This window comes from Nocardioides sp. (assembly GCF_025965415.1).
In the GTDB taxonomy this organism is placed as follows: domain Bacteria; phylum Actinomycetota; class Actinomycetes; order Propionibacteriales; family Nocardioidaceae; genus Nocardioides.
Window position 1 is genome coordinate 12,968 of sequence record NZ_JAOPWY010000185.1, and the last position, 17,440, is coordinate 30,407.

At 72.1% G+C, this 17,440-nt stretch carries 13 protein-coding genes; 8 read left to right on the top strand and 5 right to left on the bottom strand.

Features of this window, described 5'->3' with window-relative positions; genetic code table 11:
• Window positions 1–5: 5 nt before the first annotated feature.
• Entirely contained in the window at window positions 6–1,730 is a 1,725-nt protein-coding gene (locus JWN97_RS19180; protein WP_297626647.1) for a fumarate hydratase, read from the bottom strand.
• 160 nt (window positions 1,731–1,890) lie between these two features.
• Here JWN97_RS19180 and JWN97_RS19185 point away from each other — a divergent pair, with 160 nt between their 5' ends.
• The 4 genes from JWN97_RS19185 to JWN97_RS19200 all read left to right on the top strand — a co-directional run bounded on the left by JWN97_RS19185 (window position 1,891) and on the right by JWN97_RS19200 (window position 5,742).
• Window positions 1,891–3,015 (top strand): ABC transporter substrate-binding protein, encoded by a 1,125-nt coding sequence (locus JWN97_RS19185; protein ID WP_297626650.1) that lies wholly within the window; start codon window positions 1,891–1,893, stop codon window positions 3,013–3,015.
• 284 nt (window positions 3,016–3,299) lie between these two features.
• Entirely contained in the window at window positions 3,300–3,893 is a 594-nt protein-coding gene (locus JWN97_RS19190; RefSeq protein WP_297626653.1) for an ABC transporter permease subunit, read from the top strand.
• Complete coding sequence (locus JWN97_RS19195; RefSeq protein ID WP_297626656.1) at window positions 3,890–4,678, top strand: ABC transporter permease subunit; 789 nt, start codon at window positions 3,890–3,892, stop codon at window positions 4,676–4,678. The genes JWN97_RS19190 and JWN97_RS19195 overlap by 4 nt, the downstream gene beginning before the upstream one ends.
• A complete protein-coding gene (locus JWN97_RS19200; RefSeq protein WP_297626659.1) occupies window positions 4,675–5,742 on the top strand; it encodes an ABC transporter ATP-binding protein in 1,068 nt (355 codons plus the stop codon). Before JWN97_RS19195 ends, JWN97_RS19200 begins: the two co-directional genes overlap by 4 nt.
• A gap of 40 nt (window positions 5,743–5,782) precedes the next feature.
• Here the strand turns inward: JWN97_RS19200 and JWN97_RS19205 are convergent, their stop codons facing one another.
• Complete coding sequence (locus JWN97_RS19205; protein WP_297626663.1) at window positions 5,783–6,544, bottom strand: isocitrate lyase/phosphoenolpyruvate mutase family protein; 762 nt, start codon at window positions 6,542–6,544, stop codon at window positions 5,783–5,785.
• 63 nt (window positions 6,545–6,607) lie between these two features.
• Between JWN97_RS19205 and JWN97_RS19210 the strand changes: the two genes are divergently transcribed.
• Complete coding sequence (locus JWN97_RS19210; RefSeq protein WP_297626666.1) at window positions 6,608–7,717, top strand: NAD(P)/FAD-dependent oxidoreductase; 1,110 nt, start codon at window positions 6,608–6,610, stop codon at window positions 7,715–7,717.
• 44 nt (window positions 7,718–7,761) lie between these two features.
• Window positions 7,762–9,453: a CapA family protein gene (locus JWN97_RS19215; protein ID WP_297626675.1), complete on the top strand. Its 1,692-nt coding sequence runs from the start codon at window positions 7,762–7,764 to the stop codon at window positions 9,451–9,453.
• Here the strand turns inward: JWN97_RS19215 and JWN97_RS19220 are convergent.
• Window positions 9,450–12,344 carry an AAA family ATPase gene (locus JWN97_RS19220; protein ID WP_297626678.1) on the bottom strand — a complete coding sequence of 965 codons (2,895 nt, stop codon included), beginning with the start codon at window positions 12,342–12,344 and terminating at the stop codon, window positions 9,450–9,452. The genes JWN97_RS19215 and JWN97_RS19220 overlap by 4 nt on opposite strands.
• Before the next feature lie 181 nt (window positions 12,345–12,525).
• Here JWN97_RS19220 and JWN97_RS19225 point away from each other — a divergent pair, with 181 nt between their 5' ends.
• Window positions 12,526–12,813: a hypothetical protein gene (locus JWN97_RS19225; protein WP_297626681.1), complete on the top strand. Its 288-nt coding sequence runs from the start codon at window positions 12,526–12,528 to the stop codon at window positions 12,811–12,813.
• 103 nt (window positions 12,814–12,916) lie between these two features.
• Window positions 12,917–13,558 carry a DUF1707 domain-containing protein gene (locus JWN97_RS19230; protein WP_297626684.1) on the top strand — a complete coding sequence of 214 codons (642 nt, stop codon included), beginning with the start codon at window positions 12,917–12,919 and terminating at the stop codon, window positions 13,556–13,558.
• 13 nt (window positions 13,559–13,571) lie between these two features.
• Here JWN97_RS19230 and JWN97_RS19235 read toward each other — a convergent pair whose 3' ends face one another.
• Both JWN97_RS19235 and JWN97_RS19240 read right to left on the bottom strand, forming a co-directional pair.
• The gene (locus tag JWN97_RS19235; RefSeq protein WP_297626687.1) at window positions 13,572–15,275 is read right to left on the bottom strand and encodes an alpha-glucosidase; all 1,704 of its coding nucleotides are present in this window, start codon (window positions 15,273–15,275) and stop codon (window positions 13,572–13,574) included.
• Window positions 15,272–17,404 (bottom strand): alpha-galactosidase, encoded by a 2,133-nt coding sequence (locus tag JWN97_RS19240; RefSeq protein WP_297626690.1) that lies wholly within the window; start codon window positions 17,402–17,404, stop codon window positions 15,272–15,274. Before JWN97_RS19240 ends, JWN97_RS19235 begins: the two co-directional genes overlap by 4 nt.
• Between the last annotated feature and the right edge of the window lie 36 nt (window positions 17,405–17,440).

Genomic DNA, 17,440 nt, shown 5'->3' on the forward strand with positions numbered 1-17,440 from the left:
GGGGCCTACCGCTCGGCCGAGCGGACCCGGATCCCCGCCCCCAGGAGCGAGCTCAGCGGGACCGTCACCGCGCCTGAGGGGTCGGTGAAGAAGTCGTTGCCCTTGTCGTCGACGACGATGAAGGCGGGGAAGTCCTCGACCTGGATCTTCCACACGGCCTCCATGCCGAGCTCCTCGTACTCGACGACCTCGACGGACCGGATGCAGTCCTGCGCGAGGCGCGCGGCCGGGCCGCCGATCGAGCCGAGGTAGAAGCCGCCGTGGGTGCCGCACGCCTCGGTGACCTGCTTGGACCGGTTGCCCTTGGCGAGCATCACCATCGAGCCACCGGCCGCCTGGAACTGCTCGACGTAGGAGTCCATGCGTCCCGCCGTCGTCGGCCCGAACGAGCCGGACGCCATCCCCTCGGGGGTCTTGGCCGGGCCGGCGTAGTAGACCGGGTGGTCCTTGAGGTAGGCCGGCATCTCCTCGCCGGCGTCGAGGCGCTCCTTGATCTTGGCGTGCGCGATGTCGCGCGCGACGACCAGCGGTCCGGTCAGCGAGAGCCGCGTCTTGACCGGGTGCTTCGAGAGCTCGGCGAGGATGTCGGCCATCGGCTGGTTGAGGTCGACGGGGACGACCGCGCCGCCCTCGATGTCGTGGGCCAGCCCCGCGTCGGGCATGTACTGCGCCGGGTCGGTCTCGAGCTGCTCGAGGAACACGCCCTCGGGCGTGATCTTGCCGAGCGCCTGGCGGTCGGCCGAGCAGGAGACGGCGATCGCGACCGGGCACGAGGCGCCGTGGCGGGGGAGCCGGACGACGCGGACGTCGTGGCAGAAGTACTTCCCGCCGAACTGCGCGCCGATCCCGAAGGACTGGGTGAGCTCGAAGACCTTCTCCTCCAGCTCGGTGTCGCGGATGCCGTGGGCGCTCATCGAGCCCTCGGTCGGCAGGTCGTCGAGGTAGTGCGCGGAGGCGTACTTCGCGGTCTTCAGCGCGAACTCGGCGCTCGTGCCGCCGATGACGACGGCGAGGTGGTACGGCGGGCACGCGGCGGTGCCGAGCGAGCGGATCTTCTCGTCGAGGAACTCCATCAGCCGCGTCGGGTTGAGCACGGCCTTCGTCTCCTGGAACAGGAACGACTTGTTGGCCGAGCCGCCGCCCTTGGCCATGAAGAGGAACTTGTACTCAGGCACGTCCTTGGCGGGCGTGGAGTAGAGCTCGATCTGGGCCGGCAGGTTGGTGCCGGTGTTCTTCTCCTCGAACGTCGTCAGCGGCGCCAGCTGGGAGTAGCGCAGGTTGAGCCGGGTGTAGGCGTCGTACACCCCGCGGCTGATCGCCTCGCCGTCGTCGACGCCGGTCAGCACGCCCTCGGACTTCTTGCCCATCACGATCGCGGTGCCGGTGTCCTGGCACATCGGGAGGACGCCGCCGGCCGAGATGTTGACGTTCTTGAGGAGGTCGAGCGCGACGAAGCGGTCGTTGCCCGAGGCCTCGGGGTCGTCGATGATCTTCCGCAGCTGGGCGAGGTGGCCGGGCCGGAGGTAGTGGCTGATGTCGTGCATCGCCTCCTCCGTGAGCCGGCGGATCGCCTCGGGCTCGACGGTGAGGAAGGTGCGCCCCCCGACCTCCACCGTGGACACGCCCTCGGTGGTGATCAGCCGGTAGGGCGTCTCCTCCGCGCCGTTGGACCCGGCGGTGGGGAGGAGGTCGGAGTAGTGGAACTCGGGGCCGGTGGCAGCGGTCGTCACGGGACCCGAGCGTACGCCGCCGTACGGGGGTGTCCGGCACCCGGGATTCATCGGTCGGGCACACAACGGCCATTCGGGAGTAGCCTCCGGTCCGACGGGACCTACGAGGCTCCGCCCGGCACATCCCGCCGATCCCCCGGCAGACTCCCTTGGAGGTCCGATGAACACCCGCAAGGCACTCGCATCCCTCACCGCGATGGCCACCCTCTTCTCGATGGCCGCCTGCGCCGCTCCCGAGAAGGAGTCCGACACCACCACCGAGAGCGGTGTGGACTCCGCGTCCGCGACGTCCGCCGAGGACTTCGGTGGCATGGAGGAGCTCGTGAAGGCCGCCGAGGACGAGGGCGAGCTCAACGTCATCGCTCTGCCGCCGGACTGGGCCAACTACGGCGAGGTCATCTCGGCCTTCGAGGACAAGTACGACATCGACGTCAACTCCGACCAGCCCGATGCGGCCTCGCAGGACGAGATCAACGCGGCCAACGACCTCAAGGGCACCGAGCGTGCGCCTGACGTCTTCGACCTGGGCCAGTCCGTGGCGCTGGCCAACACCGACATGTTCGCCCCCTACCAGGTGGAGACCTGGGACGACATCCCTGCGGAGTTCAAGGACGCCGACGGCACCTGGGTCAACGACTACGGCGGCTACATGTCCATCGGCTACGACTCCGCGGTCGTCCCCGACGTCACGTCCCTGGCCGACCTGCTGAAGCCCGAGTTCAAGGGCAAGGTCGCCCTCAACGGCGACCCGACCCAGGCGGGCGCCGCCTTCAGCGGCGTGATGATGGCGGCCATCGCCAACGGCGGCTCCGCCGACGACATCGCTCCCGGCGTCGACTTCTTCGCCGACCTCAAGAAGGCCGGCAACTTCCTCACCGTCGACCCCGACTCGACCACGATCGAGCAGGGCACCACGCCCGTCGTGATCGACTGGGACTACCTCGGCGCGGCGGCGGCTGCCAACGTCGACACCTGGAAGACGGTGGTGCCCGAGGAGGCCGTCGTGGCCGGCTACTACTTCCAGGCCATCAACGCCGACGCGCCGCACCCGGCCGCCGCCCGCCTGTGGCAGGAGTTCCTCTACAGCGACGAGGGCCAGAACCTGTGGCTCAAGGGCGGTGCCCGACCGGTGCGCGGCGAGGCGATGGCCGAGGCCGGCACCATCGACGCCGAGCTCTGGGGCGCCCTGCCCGAGGTCACCGGCGAGCCCGTGGTCCCGACCGACGACCAGACGGTGACGGCTGGCGAGTACCTCGCAGCGAACTGGTCCAAGGCCGTCCGCTGAGCACGCCGACCACCGGCGCGGGTCCGGGCCGACGGTTCGCCGTCGGCCCGGTCCTCCCGCTGCTGCCCTTCCTCGGCTTCGTCCTCGTCTTCCTCGTCGCCCCGACGCTCACCGTCGTCGTCGGGGCCTTCCAGGACGAGTCCGGCCGACCGACGCTCGGCAACCTCGACGCCCTCACCAGCGAGGCGGCCCTCTCGGCGCTGAAGGGATCGCTGATCCTCTCGGCCGCGACGGCGATCATCGGCGCCGTCCTGGGCGCCCTGCTCGCCTACCTGGTCGTGTCGATGCCGACGCAGAGCCTGCTGCGCCGGGCCACGCTCGCGGTGAGCGGCGTGCTCGCCCAGTTCGGTGGCGTGGTGCTCGCCTTCGCCTGGATCGCGACGATCGGCCAGGTGGGCATCGTCACCAAGGTGGTCAGCGACCTCCTCGGCGCCGACATCTACGGCTCCGGCTGGCTCTTCGGGCTGCCCGGCCTGGTCGTCGTCTACTCCTACTTCCAGATCCCGCTGATGGTGATCGTCTTCGCGCCCGCCTTCGACGGCCTCCGCCCCCAGTGGCGCGAGGCGGCGATCAACCTCGGTGCGAGCACCTGGGAGTACTGGCGCCACGTCGCCCTCCCTCTGCTCACACCCGCCTTCCTGGGTGCGGTGCTGCTGCTCTTCGCCAACGCCTTCGCCGCCTACGCCACCGCGGCCGTCCTGGTCAGCCAGGGCCAGCCGATCGTGCCGCTCCTCATCCGCCAGGCGATCACCAGCGAGGTCCTTCTCGGCCAGGCCAACGTCGGCTTCGCGCTCGCGCTGGAGATGATCGTGGTGGTGACGCTGGTGATGGTCGCCTACAACCTGCTGCTGCGGCGTACGTCGAGGTGGCTGCGATGAGCACCTCCAGGACCTTCCGGGTGTTCCGGGCGGTCGTGCTGCTGGTGTTCGCTGCCTACTTCTTCGTCCCGTTGCTGGCGATGTTCGACTTCTCCACCCAGGTCCGCGGGAGCGCGCCGGGTCGCACCTGGGACAACTGGGAGTTCATGTACACCGACGAGGACCTCCGGTCCTCGATCGTCGCCTCGCTACTGCTGGCGCTGTTCACCGTGGTGCTCATGGTCGCCCTGCTGGTGCCGACGATGGTGTGGGTGCGGCTGCGCGTGCCGCGGGCCAAGAAGCTCATCGAGTTCCTGTGCCTGCTGCCCCTGACCATTCCGGCGCTGGTGATCGTGGTCGGCATCAGCAACGTCTACTCGTGGGTGACCTACCTGCTGGGCGACAGCGCGCTGGTGCTGACCTTCGCCTACGTCGTGCTGGTGCTGCCGTACTCGTTCCGCGCCGTGGACGCCTCGCTCTCGGCGATCGATGCTGCGACGCTGTCGGAGGCCGCCCGGTCGCTGGGCGCGGGGTGGTTCACCGTCATCGTGCGGATCATCATGCCCAACATCACCGGCGGCATACTCGGCGCCGCCTTCATCTCGGTCGCGCTCGTGCTGGGCGAGTTCGTGTTCGCCTCGCTGCTCCACTTCGACACCCTGCCGGTGGCGATGGCAGCGCTCTACAAGAGCAACGGGCCAGCGGCCATGGCCGCGGCGCTGGCCTCGATGCTGTTCGTGTCGCTGCTGCTCGTCGGCCTCACCTTCCTCAGCCGTGACCGGCACAAGCAAGGAGCCTCCTCATGACCGACCACGGTCTCGCCGTCGACCTGGACGACCTCACCCGCGTGTACGGCGCCGTGAAGGCGCTCGACGGCTTCACGGTGCACATCGCACCCGGCGAGCTCGTCGCCCTGCTCGGCCCCTCGGGCTGCGGCAAGACCACCGCGCTGCGCATCCTGGCGGGACTGGACACCGCGACGTCCGGCACGGTGTCGGTCGGCGGCAAGGACCTGACCCGGGTGCCGGCCAGCAAGCGCGACATGGGGATGGTGTTCCAGGCCTACAGCCTGTTCCCCCACATGACGGTCATCGACAACGTCGCCTTCGGTCTCAAGATGCGCGGACGCGACGGTGCCGCCCGGCGTGCCCGCGCCGGCGACATGCTCGACCTGGTCGGGTTGGCCGAGCACGCCGACCGCTACGCCCACCAGCTCTCCGGAGGGCAGCAGCAGCGCGTCGCGCTCGCCCGGGCGCTCGCGATCGAGCCGTCGGTCCTGCTCCTCGACGAGCCGCTGTCGGCCCTCGACGCCAAGGTGCGGGTGCAGCTGCGCGACGAGATCCGTCGCGTCCAGATCGAGGTCGGCACCACGACCCTGTTCGTCACCCACGACCAGGAGGAGGCGCTCGCCGTCGCCGACCGGGTCGGCGTCATGAATGCCGGTCGCCTCGAGCAGCTCGCGCCCCCGGCGGAGCTCTACTCCGCTCCCGCGAGCCAGTTCGTGGGGGAGTTCGTCGGCCTCAGCAACCGCATCCCGGCGCACGTCCGCGACGGCGTCGCCTCGGTGCTGGGTCGCGACGTGCCGGTCCTGCCCGGCTCCGCCTCCGGCCCGGGCCACGCGCTGGTCCGGCCCGAGTCGGTGTCGGTCGTGGCGGATGCTGCCGGGCCCGCCACCGTGGCGACGGTGATGTTCCTCGGCCCGCTCTCACGGGTGACCTGCACGCTGGCGGACGGCACGCACGTGGTCGCCCAGCTCGCCAGCTCCGACGCGCTGCGCCTCCAGCCCGGCCACGCCGTACGCCTCGAGGTCGAGCCGTCGCCGGTGCTCGTGGTGGGTGAGGGTGCTGCTGCCAACTCACCGGTTGGTTGACCAACTCGTGAGTTGGCGAGTTGGGGGCCGGCCGGCCGCCCTACTTCCAGGGCGCGACCAGGGCGGCCAGGTCGGGGGCCAGCTCCTTCTGCAGCAGCGGCCCGAAGGTCACCCGGTGCACGCCCATCACCTGCAGGTCCTCGAGCGATCCCGCGGCGGAGCCCTTGCGGGGGTTGGCGATCACGTTCACCGGGCCGGCGAGCGCGTCGAGGAGCCGCTGGAGCGAGGGCGCGTCCGGTGCGCCGACGGGGTACGAGCAGCGCGACCCGGCCTCCTCGCACGCCAGCAGCCGGGTGATCGCCTCGGCGACCGGGTCCTCGAACTGGTCCTTCTTGATGAAGGCGTCCGTGCGCGCGTTGATGACGAGGTCGACCCCCGCCGCGTCGGCGGCGCGGCGCAGGCCACCGATGTAGTCGGCGTGCTCGGAGACCGAGCGCATCCGACCGCCCTCGGAGTGCACGGTGTCCTCGATGTTGATGCCGACCGCGCCGGCCTCGAGCAGGCGGTCGACCAGCTCGGCGGGATCGGTGCCGTAGCCCGCCTCCATGTCGGCGGTGACGGGCACGTCGGGCACGGCGGAGCAGATGCGGCGTACGCCGTCGAGGGCGTCGTCGAGGGTCATGTCCTCGTTGTCGCCCTGCCCGCGGGAGTCGGCCAGCGGGTGGCTGCCGATGCTCAGGGCGGGGAAGCCGGCGTCGGCGACGACGCGTGCCGACCAGGCGTCCCAGACCGTGGGGAGGACCAGCGTGGTGCCGGTGTGGTGGAGCTCGAGCAGGGTGGTGGCGCGAGTGGCGATGTCCATGGCTCGAGGCTGCCACGGAGATGGTGACGGGCATAGATGCTGCGGGGTGGGCGTTCTGCCACCGTGGACGTCCTGGATTCTGTGGTGATCGGCGCGGGCCAGGCGGGCCTTGCCGCGTCGTACTTCCTGCGCCAGCGCGGCATCGACCACGTCGTGCTCGACGCCAATCCGCACGCCGGTGGGGCCTGGCAGCACCGGTGGGCCTCCCTCAGCATGGCTGACGTGCACGGCGTCGCGGACCTTCCCGGATCGGCGGCTCCGACCAGCTCCGCGCGGGCCGCCAGCGCCGCGGTGCCCGACTACTTCGGCGACTACGAGCGCGAGCAGGGCCTCCCTGTGGTGCGACCCGTGCGGGTCGAGCGCGTCGAGGACGACGGTGACCTGCTGGCGGTGCACGCGGGTGACCGGGCCTGGCGCACCCGCACGCTCGTCAACGCGACCGGCACCTGGACGCGACCGTTCGTGCCCTACTACCCCGGCATCGGGGAGTTCGGCGGGGAGCAGGTGCACACCGCGCACTACCCGGGCGCGGAGCACTTCCGCGGCCGGCGTGTCCTCGTCGTCGGCGGAGGGGCCTCGGCCGTGCAGTTCCTCGGGGAGCTGGCCCCGGTCACCGACACCTTGTGGGTCACCCGGCGCGAGCCCGTGTGGCGCGAGGAGTTCGACGCCGCCGCCGGCCTCGCGGCGGTGACCGCCGTCGAGGAGCGCGTACGCCGGGGGCTGCCGCCGGCGAGCGTGGTCAGCGTGACCGGACTGGCGCTGCGACCGCAGGAGCAGGAGGCCGCCCGGCTCGGCGCCTACCGACGGCTGCCGATGTTCGACCGGATCGAGGCCGACGGGGTGCGCTGGAGCGACCCTTCGACAGGCTCAGGACAAGCTGCCTTCGAGCGGGTCGACGCGATCCTCTGGGCGACCGGGTTCCGGCCGGCGGTCGACCACCTGGCCCCGCTCGGGCTCCGGACCCGCGAGGGCGGCATCGCACTGGTGCCGGTGCGCGGCAACGTGCAGGGCGCCACCACCGCGCTGCTCGACCCGCGGGTGCAGCTGGTCGGCTACGGGCCGTCGGCCAGCACGATCGGTGCCCCGCGCGCCGGACGGCAGGCGGCGCTCGCCGTGTCCCGCTTCCTCGCGTCCCACTCGGACTCCGGACGGTCGGACGAGCGGACCGCCTGACCGGCTCGAGGTGCGGGTGTGGAGGTGCCCGGCACAATCGGGAGATGGGAGTCCGGACGTGGGGCGGCGCGACGGTGGCTGCGCTCGCCCTGACCGCCTGCACCTCGACGACGCCGGGGGACACCCGCACCCGTGACGGCGACCCGGGCCCGGTCGTCGACGACGCGGTCGCGACGCCGGCGGGCCGCGAGGTCACCCTCGCGTTCGCCGGGGACGTCCACTTCGAGGCCCACGTCGGGGCCCTGCTGCGCCGAGGGCTCGGCCCGGTCGCCCGGACCCTGCGGTCCGCGGACGTCGCGATGGTCAACCTCGAGACGCCGGTCACCAGGCACGGGCGCCGTGACCCCAAGGAGCTGGAGCTCGCCTCCGACCGCTACTACTTCCGTACGCCGGCGCGTGCCCTGGGCGCGCTCGCCGACGCGGGTGTCGACGTGGTCACCGTCGCCAACAACCACGCCGGCGACTACGGACAGGTCGGCCTGGACGACACGATCAGGACGGCGCGGCGCAACCGGGTCGGAGTGGTGGGGGCCGGTCGCGACGCAGCCGAGGCCTTCACCCCGCACGTGGTGCGGGTGGACGACCTCGACGTGGCCTTCCTCGCAGCCGACACGGTGCAGCGCGAGGGCGGCAGCGACGTCTGGGCGGCCGGCCCGGACAACGCCGGGATCGCGGCGGCCCGCGGGAGTCGTACGGACCTGCTGCTCGGGGCCGTCGAGGCGGCTGCCGAACGCCGTGACCTGGTCGTGGTCTACCTGCACTGGGGACGCGAGAACGAGGCCTGTCCGACCCAGAGCCAGCGCCTGCTCGCCGACCGGCTCGCCGACGCCGGCGCCGACGTCGTTGTCGGCAGCCACTCGCACGTGGTCGGCGGGGGCGGCTGGGCCGGCGACACCTATGTGTCGTACGGCCTCGGCAACTTCGTCTGGTACCACTCCCGGCAGCCCGACACCGGCGTGCTGGTGCTGCGCCTGGACACGGACGGCGTGGTCGAGGAGGACTGGGTCCCGGCCCGGCTCGCGTCCGACGGGCGACCGGTGCCGCTGACCGGACGTGCCAGGGCAGGTGCGGTCCGCGACTGGCGGGCCGGCGCCCGCTGCTCGGGCCTCGGGACGACGCGCGGGGAGACGAAGACGGCGGACCCGGCGTACGAGGCGACCGTCGCACCCATCGACTCAGCCCTGGCCGCGCGCATGCGGGGCAGCAGCCACCGGCGCGGGTGCCCCGTCCCGCTGTCCGACCTGCGCCACCTGACCATGACCTACCGCGGTTTCGGCGGCCTGGCTCGCACCGGCGAGATGGTGGTCCACCGACGCTTCGCCCGCGACGTCACCGAGGTCTTCGAGAGGTTGTACGACGTCGGCTACCCGATCGCGCGGATGCGGCTGGTCGACCACTACGGCGGCGGCGACGACGCCTCGATGGCGGACAACAACACGTCGGGCTTCAACTGCCGCCGGGTCGCGGGGCAGCAGAGCTGGTCGGACCACGCCTACGGGGCGGCCATCGACATCAACCCCGTCCAGAACCCCTACGTCCGTCCCGGCTCGATCGACCCGCCGGCCGGGCGTCGCTTCGCGGGGATCGACCGCGGCAGGTCGGCGCCGGTGCCGCTCGGGGTGATCCGCCAGGACGACCTGCTCGTGCGGGAGTTCGCCCGGATCGGGTGGCAGTGGGGCGGCTACTGGGTGACGTCGAAGGACTACCAGCACGTCGCGGCGGCCAGGACCCCCTAGCCTGCGATGCCCTGCGCGGTCCGGGCGATGGCCTCGGAGAGCGGGACGTGCTCGCGGGCCTCCCGGGCGGCCCGCTTCAGCAAGCGAGCGGCGACGGTGCCCTGACCGACTCTCGACGCCGCTTGCGCCCCCTGCCAGCGGCAGTACGCCGCGTCGTGCGGGGCGCGGAGGGTGACCCAGGCGGCAGCTGCCGCCGCCCACCGTTCCACCGTCTTCTCGGACGTCGCTGATGCCAGCTCTGCGGCGAAGGTGACGCGATGAGCCGCGAGATGGGGGTCCGTCCGGTGGTCCTCGTCCAACAGGCCGGACCGGCCAGCCACGTCCGCCAGTCGCGCGAGCGCGTCGCGGTCATCGACTCCGGCAGCGACCCGAGCGGCCACCACCAGGGTCGGGGCGAGCAGGCGCACGGCAGCGGACTCGGCCACGTCGACCAGGGGCGCCACGAGTCGGGTCAGGGCCTGTTCCGCAGCGCCCGCCCACCACGCGACGTCCGAGGCCCAGGCGAGGAACTCCAGGTCCAGGGGAGCACTGGTCGACGGTTCCGTCCAGATCTCCTCCAGGCGGTCCATCGCACTCGTCGACAGCCCGCGCCGCGAGTCGATCACCGCGCGGGCCGTGTGGAGAGGCCACCGGTCCAGCTCGAAGGGGGCATCCGCCGGCGTCGCGATCACGTCCTCGGCATCGGCGACGCGCCCGCCGCGCAGCAGGGAGAACGCGACGTTGACCCTCACCAGCATCACCTGGGGGTTGTCGAGATCATGTGCACGCGCGACGTCCAGTGCCGGGCGACCGGCGGTGACCACGTCATCGGCAGGTGCGCCGCAGGTCAGGAACATGTCGGTCGCGTAGACGCCGCACCGGACGTCGCCGAGCGGGTCGTCGAGGGCGCCCGACTCGACGCCTGCGCGAGCAAGCAGTGCCTGTCCACGGTGGAGCTCGCCACCGATGCCCACGTGCCAGGCCACCCGCATCAGCGCGTCACGGAGCAGGATCGGATCGCCGAGCTGACGGGCGGCGTCGACCTCCTCGTACGCCACCGCGCGGGACTCCGCCGACCTGCCCATCGCGAAGAGCAGGTTCTGCTTCCTGTCGAGTGCGCGGACCTTGCCCTCCCTGACCGGCAGCGTCTCGTGGACGGCGAGCGCCTCCTCGAGCAGCGCGAGCCCGCTCTCGAACCCCTCGGGCTCGCCGCGGAAGATGGATCGCCGGAAGAGCAGGTCGGCCCGGTCGCCGGCATCGAGGTCGACACCCGCGAGCGCCGTCTCCGCGGCCTCGCTCAGTGCGGCCGCCTCGTCGAAGCGGAAGGACGCGCGCAGCGAGTCCATCGCCCGCAGGTAGACGTCGGCGCGCCTGACGGCAGGGTCACCACCACGCTCGACGCCGTCGGTGGGCCAGATCTCGAGGACGCGCAACCAGTGGTCCGCCTCCTGGCGTCTGTCGAAGCGCGCGGCGGCGCCCCGGGCGGCGGCGATCCTCCAGTCGAGCTCCCGGCCATCGTCTCCTGCCCGGCGCCAGTGCTCGGCGACCTCGGCGGCCTCGGCCTCGGGCTGCTCCGCGAGGGCCTGGGCGAGCTTGCGGTGTGTCGCGACCCCCTCGCCCGCGACGAGCCGGCGCTGCACGGCCTCGGCCAGCAGCGGGTGTTGCAGCTGGGCATTCCCCTCCTCGTTGGGCCGCAGCAGCCGACGTTCCCGCAGGTCGCGGAGGACGCGGGTGAGCTGTTCCTGGTCGAGACCGCTCACCGCTGCCAGAGGAGCGGGCGGGAGCGGTCTCTCGGCGAGGCCGAGGCCCCGGACCACCGACCACGCCGTCTCGTCGATCCCCAGCAGCCGGCGGTCGAGCAGGTCGGCAAGGACGCTCGGCAGCCCGGCGTCCTCGTCGAGGTGCGCGGCGAGCTGCTCGGTGAACAGGGGCAGCCCCTGGCTCCTGCCGTGGATCGTGTCCAGGCGCGTGTGCGCGTCGGCGCCGAGCAGCGCGAGCTGCTCGGCGGTCTCGCGACGGCTCAGCGGCCCCAGAGCGAGAACCGTCGTCCCCGACCGGCTCCCCATGCGCGTGCGCCAGTCGTCGCTGGAGTCGGGTGTCCCGAGGTCGTCCGATCGCCAGGTGCCGAGGACCGGGACCGGAAGGCCCCGCGTGACGAGGTGCTCGATGAAGTCGAGGGTGGCGGGGTCGGACCAGTGCAGGTCCTCGACGAAGAGTGAGACTCGTCCTTGGTCGGCCATGGCGCGCAGTGCGGCGACCAGCGCGCTGAACAACAGGCCGCGGTCCTCGGTCCTGGCACGTGCGCTGCCGGGGCCGACCTCGGGGACGAGGGTGGCCAGGGACTCGGCCACGTAGGACGGGCATCGGCTCAGGACCCCGTCGAACGCCGGGATGTCGAGCTCGCGCAGGCTGCGGATGCAGTCGGCGACCGGGAGCAGCGGGATCTCGTTCGACAGCGGGAGGCAGCTGCCCCAGGCGACACGGACCGCACTGGCGCGGGCAGCCGTGGTGACCAGCCTGGTCTTGCCGATGCCGGCCTCGCCGGTGACGAGCAGCAGTCCTGAGGCGGTCTCGAGGTGGGTGCGTACGGCGGCGAGCTCAGCCCGGCGCCCGGCGATGCGGGGAGCCGGCGACATCCCGTCGCCCACCCCGTCGGTTGGGGTGGAGGCGGCGAGCCAGAGCGCGTGGAACTCGCCGGTGTCTCCGCCCATCGCCTCGACGAGGAGCTCGAGGGTGCCCCAGGTGGGGAGGGCAGGCCGGGAGAAGGCCTTGGAGACGGTGGTGTGGGAGACGCCGGTCTCCCGCGCGAGGGTGCGCAGCGAGGGCCAGCCGGCGCGGTGGTGGAGGTCGTGGAGGGCGTCGTTGAGGGCGCGGCTCGGTCCCCTCACGTCCGGTCGAGGCAGTGCGCTCATCGGGCCCTCCAACCCACCCGCTCCCGTGTCGAGGATCCTCCCGCGCCGGCCCGCTCGGCAACCGGCTTCCGGGTGGTCGTCAACCTTCGTCAACCGTCGTCAACCCGGTCCGCGGCGGACGAACTCTGGTGGTCCGAGAAGTTGCCGGGCACCCGCTCGGCTCCACCTAGAGGAGATCGCCATGTTCACCACCACCTCGTCGTTCCGCCGGATCGCCGCGATCGCGGGCGCCACGACCATCACCTGCATCAGCGCCATCACCACGACGTACGCCGTCCAGCCGGCGTCCGCCATCACCGAGCCCCAGCCCCAGCGGCCGTGCTTCATCGTCCAGCCGCACTGGAACGTCGCCATCGACGGACCCGCACCGACGTGCCCGGCCCCGTCGTGGCAGTCGGCCGATCCCGATGGCGGAGTCACCCGCACCCGGATCGACTTCGGCGACGAGTACGGCTCCGCGGGGCGCTGAGGCTCCACGGGGACCGGGCGTGGCGGCCACGGGGTGGTCGCCACGCCCGGTCGGCTGACGGCCGTCACGGGTCAGAGGTCCCGCTGCTCGCTATCCTGACGCCATGGGGGAGATCGAGAACCGGCCACCAGACCCGTCGCAGCTGCGGATCTCGGACAACGACCGCCAGAAGGTCGCCGAGGTCCTGCGCGAGGCCGCCGGGGAGGGCCGCATCGACCTCGAGGAGCTCGACGAGCGCCTCGAGCAGACGTGGGGCGCCAAGACGTACGCCGACCTGGTGCCGATCACCGCCGACCTCCACCTGCCCACGCACCCGCAGCCGGCGAGCGCACCGGTCCCGCGGCCGAGCCACGTGCCGGCGGTCGGCCACGCCTCGTCGACGGCGATCATGGGGGAGTGCAAGCGGCAGGGCGTCTGGTCGGTGCCGGAGCACCACAGCGCGTTCGCCCTGATGGGCTCCGTCCTGATCGACCTCCGTCAGGCCCAGCTGTCCGCGCACACCACCCAGATCAACGCCAGCACCATCATGGGCGAGGTCAAGATCATCGTCCCGGCCCACTTCCACGTGGTGATCGACGGGACGCCGATCATGGGCGAGTTCGGCCACGGCAAGGACAAGACGCCGGCCGAGGTGGGTCCCGACTCCCCGGTCGTGCGGGTGCGCGGGATGGCGATGATGGGGTCGGTGACCGTGCAGCGGCTGCCGGCGCCGGGCACGCCGAAGAAGTACCTCGGCACCTACTGACGGCGGCACGCCGTCAGCGTCGGCGGCGCAGGAGCCTGGCCTCCCACGGCTCGAGGCGGCCGTCCCACGGACCCGCGCCCGGCTCGACGTTGCCCAGCAGGAGCTCGGCGTCGGCCCAGTCGGTCAGGTCGAGGTCGGCACGCACCGGTTCGCCGGAGAAGTTCGCCGCGACCAGCAGCTCGACGTCGTCGAGGGACCGGGTGAACGCGTAGACGGTGTCGTCCTCCGGCAGCAGCATGGAGAAGTCACCGTGCGCCACCACCGGCTCGGTGTGCCGGAGCTCGATGAGCCGTCGGTAGTGGTGGAACACCGACTCGTCGTCGGCGGTCGCCGCCTCGGCGTTGACCTCCGTGTGGTCGGGGTTGACCGGCAGCCACGGGGTGCCGGTGGTGAAGCCGGCGTGCGGCGAGGCGTCCCACTGCATCGGCGTACGGGCGTTGTCGCGACCGCGGGACCGCAGTGCCTCGAGCACCTGCTCGGGGTCGGCGCCCAGCTCCACCGCGGTGCGGTGGTGGTTGAGCGACTCGATGTCGCGGAAGTCCTCGATGCCGGAGAACGGGAAGTTCGTCATCCCGAGCTCCTCGCCCTGGTAGACGTACGGCGTCCCGCGGTGCAGGTGCAGGACGGTCCCGAGGAGCTTGGCCGAGCGCACCCGCCACCGGCCGTCGTCGCCGAAGCGCGACACCACGCGGGGCTGGTCGTGGTTGTTCCAGTAGAGCGAGTTCCAGCCGACCCCGGCGAGGCCGGCCTGCCACCGCCCGAGCACGGTCTTGAGGGCGACCAGCCGGAACGGCACCAGGTCCCACTTGGTGTGGGCATGGTCGACACCCATGTGCTCGAAGGTGAACACCATGTCGACCTCGCGGCGGTCGGGGTCGGTGTAGAGCTGGGCCTCCTCGATGGTCGCGCCCGGCATCTCGCCGACGCTGAGGATCGTGCGGTCCCGGCCGTGCAGCACCTCGCGGTGCATCTCCGCCAGGAACTCGTGGATCCGCGGGCCGTTCATGACGTACGGCGTCCCGTCGCCCAGGACGCCCGCGTGCACGATCCCGTCGGGCAGGCCGACGTCCTTGGAGATCAGGTTGATGACGTCCATCCGGAAGCCGTCGACTCCACGATCGAGCCACCAGCGCATCATCGAGTAGACCGCGGCCCGGACCTCGGGGTTCTCCCAGTTGAGGTCCGGCTGCTTGCGGGAGAACAGGTGCAGGTAGTAGTCGCCGCTCGCCTCGTCGAGGGTCCAGGCGGGCCCCGAGAAGAAGCTCTCCCAGTTGGTCGGCTCGGCCCCGGGCGTGCCTGCGACCGCGCCCTCGCGGGGTGGTCGCCACCAGTACCAGTCCCGCTTGGGGCTGTCCGGCGACGACCGTGACTCCACGAACCACGGGTGCTCGTCGCTGGTGTGGTTGACGACGAGGTCCATCATCAGCCGCATGCCGCGGCCGTGCAGCGCCGCGAGGAGCTCGTCGAGGTCGGCCAGGGAGCCAAAGGTCGGGTCGACGTCCTGGTAGTCGCTGATGTCGTAGCCCGCGTCGTCCTGCGGGGAGGGATAGATGGGGGACAGCCACACCACGTCCACGCCGAGCCGCTCGAGGTGGTCGAGCCGGCCGATCAGCCCGCGCAGGTCACCGATGCCGTCGCCGTCGGAGTCGGCGAAGCTGCGGGGGTAGACCTGGTAGACGACCGCGGTGCGCCACCAGTCCTCGTCGGGACTGCTCATCGAGATCGGTCCTCTCCGGCGGGTGACACGTGCACGAGCGTGACCGTCTCCGGGCGTCGGCGTGGGATCCAGTAACCCCGCGTGGCCAGTGCCGCACCCTGCACCACGACGCCGCCAGTGGGGCCGGCCTCGGGGAGCTCAACGGACCTGCTCACCGCCCGGCGGTCGACCGGACCCGCCCACCGGACGGCGTACGTCGCACCCGGCACGAGCCCGGGGACCCGGACGACCGTCCCGCGGTTGCTGGCGGACTCGTCCATCTGGACGTGGGCGAGCAGCGCCTCCGAGCCGTCCTGCGCGACGACCCCGTGGAGAAGCACCGCGTCGTCCGCCGACTCGGGGCGCACCAGCCGACCGGAGTGCAGCAGCGGCCGGAAGTGCTTGTGGAGGTCGACCCACCCAGCGAGCGCGGACAGCTCGTCGTCGGTGGCCGTGCTCAGGTCCCACTCCACGCCGAAGGCACCGAAGAGCGCCGTCGCCGCCCGGAAGTCGAGGGGGAGCGTGCGTCCGGTCTGGTGGGCTACGGGTGCGCTCACGTGGGCGCCGAGGTACTCCGGCGCCACGAGCTGGGCCGTCCACCGCTGGATGTGCTGGCGCGCCAGCGCGTCGGTCATGTCGGAGGTCCACACGCGCTGGGTGCGCTCGAGGACGCCGAGGTCGATGCGACCGCCGCCGGAGGCGCACGACTCCCAGTCGATGCCGGGATGCAGGGCGCGCAGCGAGTCGAGCATCCGGTAGAAGGCGAGGGTCTGCTCGCGCACCACCGGTGCCCCGCCACGCGCGGCGGACCCCGCCTCCAGCAGCTCGCGGTTGTGGTCCCACTTGACGTAGTCGACCGGCGTGGAGGACAGCACCTCGTGCACCCGGTCGTGGACGTGCTGCCACACCTCCGGGCGTGACAGGTCGAGCACGAGCTGGCTGCGGTGCAGCTGCGGGACCCGCGCGCCGGTGCCCAGGATCCAGTCGGGGTGGGCGCGATGGAGGTCGGAGTCGGGGTTGACCATCTCCGGCTCGAACCACAGGCCGAACTCCATCCCCAGCGAGCGCACGTGCTCGGCCAGCGGCGTCAGACCCTGGGGCCAGATGTCGGCATCGACCGACCAGTCGCCGAGTCCGGCCGTGTCGTCGCGGCGTCCGTGGAACCAGCCGTCGTCCAGCACGAACCGCTCGATGCCGATGCGGGCCGCCCGATCGGCGATCTCGCGCAGGCGCGGCAGGTCGTGGTCGAACCACACCGCCTCCCAGACGTTGAGCACCACCGGCTGGTGTGACGGGTGCGCGGGCAGGGACCGCTCGTAGGTGTGGAAGGCGGCGGCGAGACCGTCGAGTCCCTCGTCGGACGCGCCGAAGACGACCCAGGGGGTGACGTGCTCGTCGCCCTGCTCGAGCGCGACCTCGCCGGGCAGCAGCAGCTCACCACCGCCGAGCGTGGTGCCCAGGTCGGGGGAGCGCTCCACCCGCAGCAGGCTGTTGCCGCTCCAGGCGACGTGGACGCCCAGCACGGTGCCGGTGCGGGTGTCGAAGCCCCGGGTGCCGAGGACGGCCGTCGTCGCGCCACCGAGACCGGGCCGGCCCTCGCGGCCCTCGCGCAGCCAGAGCCCGTCGGCGACCCGGTGTCGTTGCGGGGTGCGCTCGCCCTCGTGGCGGCCGGTGAGGTCGAGCAGCTCGATGAGGTCGTCGGCGGCCGGCAGCACGACGTCGAGCGCAGCGAGGTGGAAGCTGCCGGGGCCGGTGCTGCGGAGCACGTGGCGTCCTCGCAGCAGCCCGCCGGGCAGTCCCTCGAGCTCCGTGGTCAGGGTGAGGCCCGCAGCCGCGTCCCCGGCCCTGACGACGAGCCGGGAGTCGGACTCCTCGACGTGGTCCAGCACGAACCGGGTCGACCAGGCGGCGTCCGAGCCGGGCGCACCGGTGCGGTGGCCGCTGAGGTGTGGACGCGTGAAGAGCTCGTGGGCGTGCTCGCCCAGCAGCGGCACCCCGGGACCGCGGAAGGTCGAGGGATAGCCCGCCGGGGCGGCTGTCGTCGGGGTGGCGACCCCCGCCCAGAGGATCCGCGGGAGCAGGTCGCCGTCGGTGTCGAGCTCGAGGGCCAGCCAGGGGCAGCCGTCCGGGCTGCGGGGAGGAAAGAGCATCGCTCGCTTTCCGGGTCGTCGCGTGACTCGGTACGT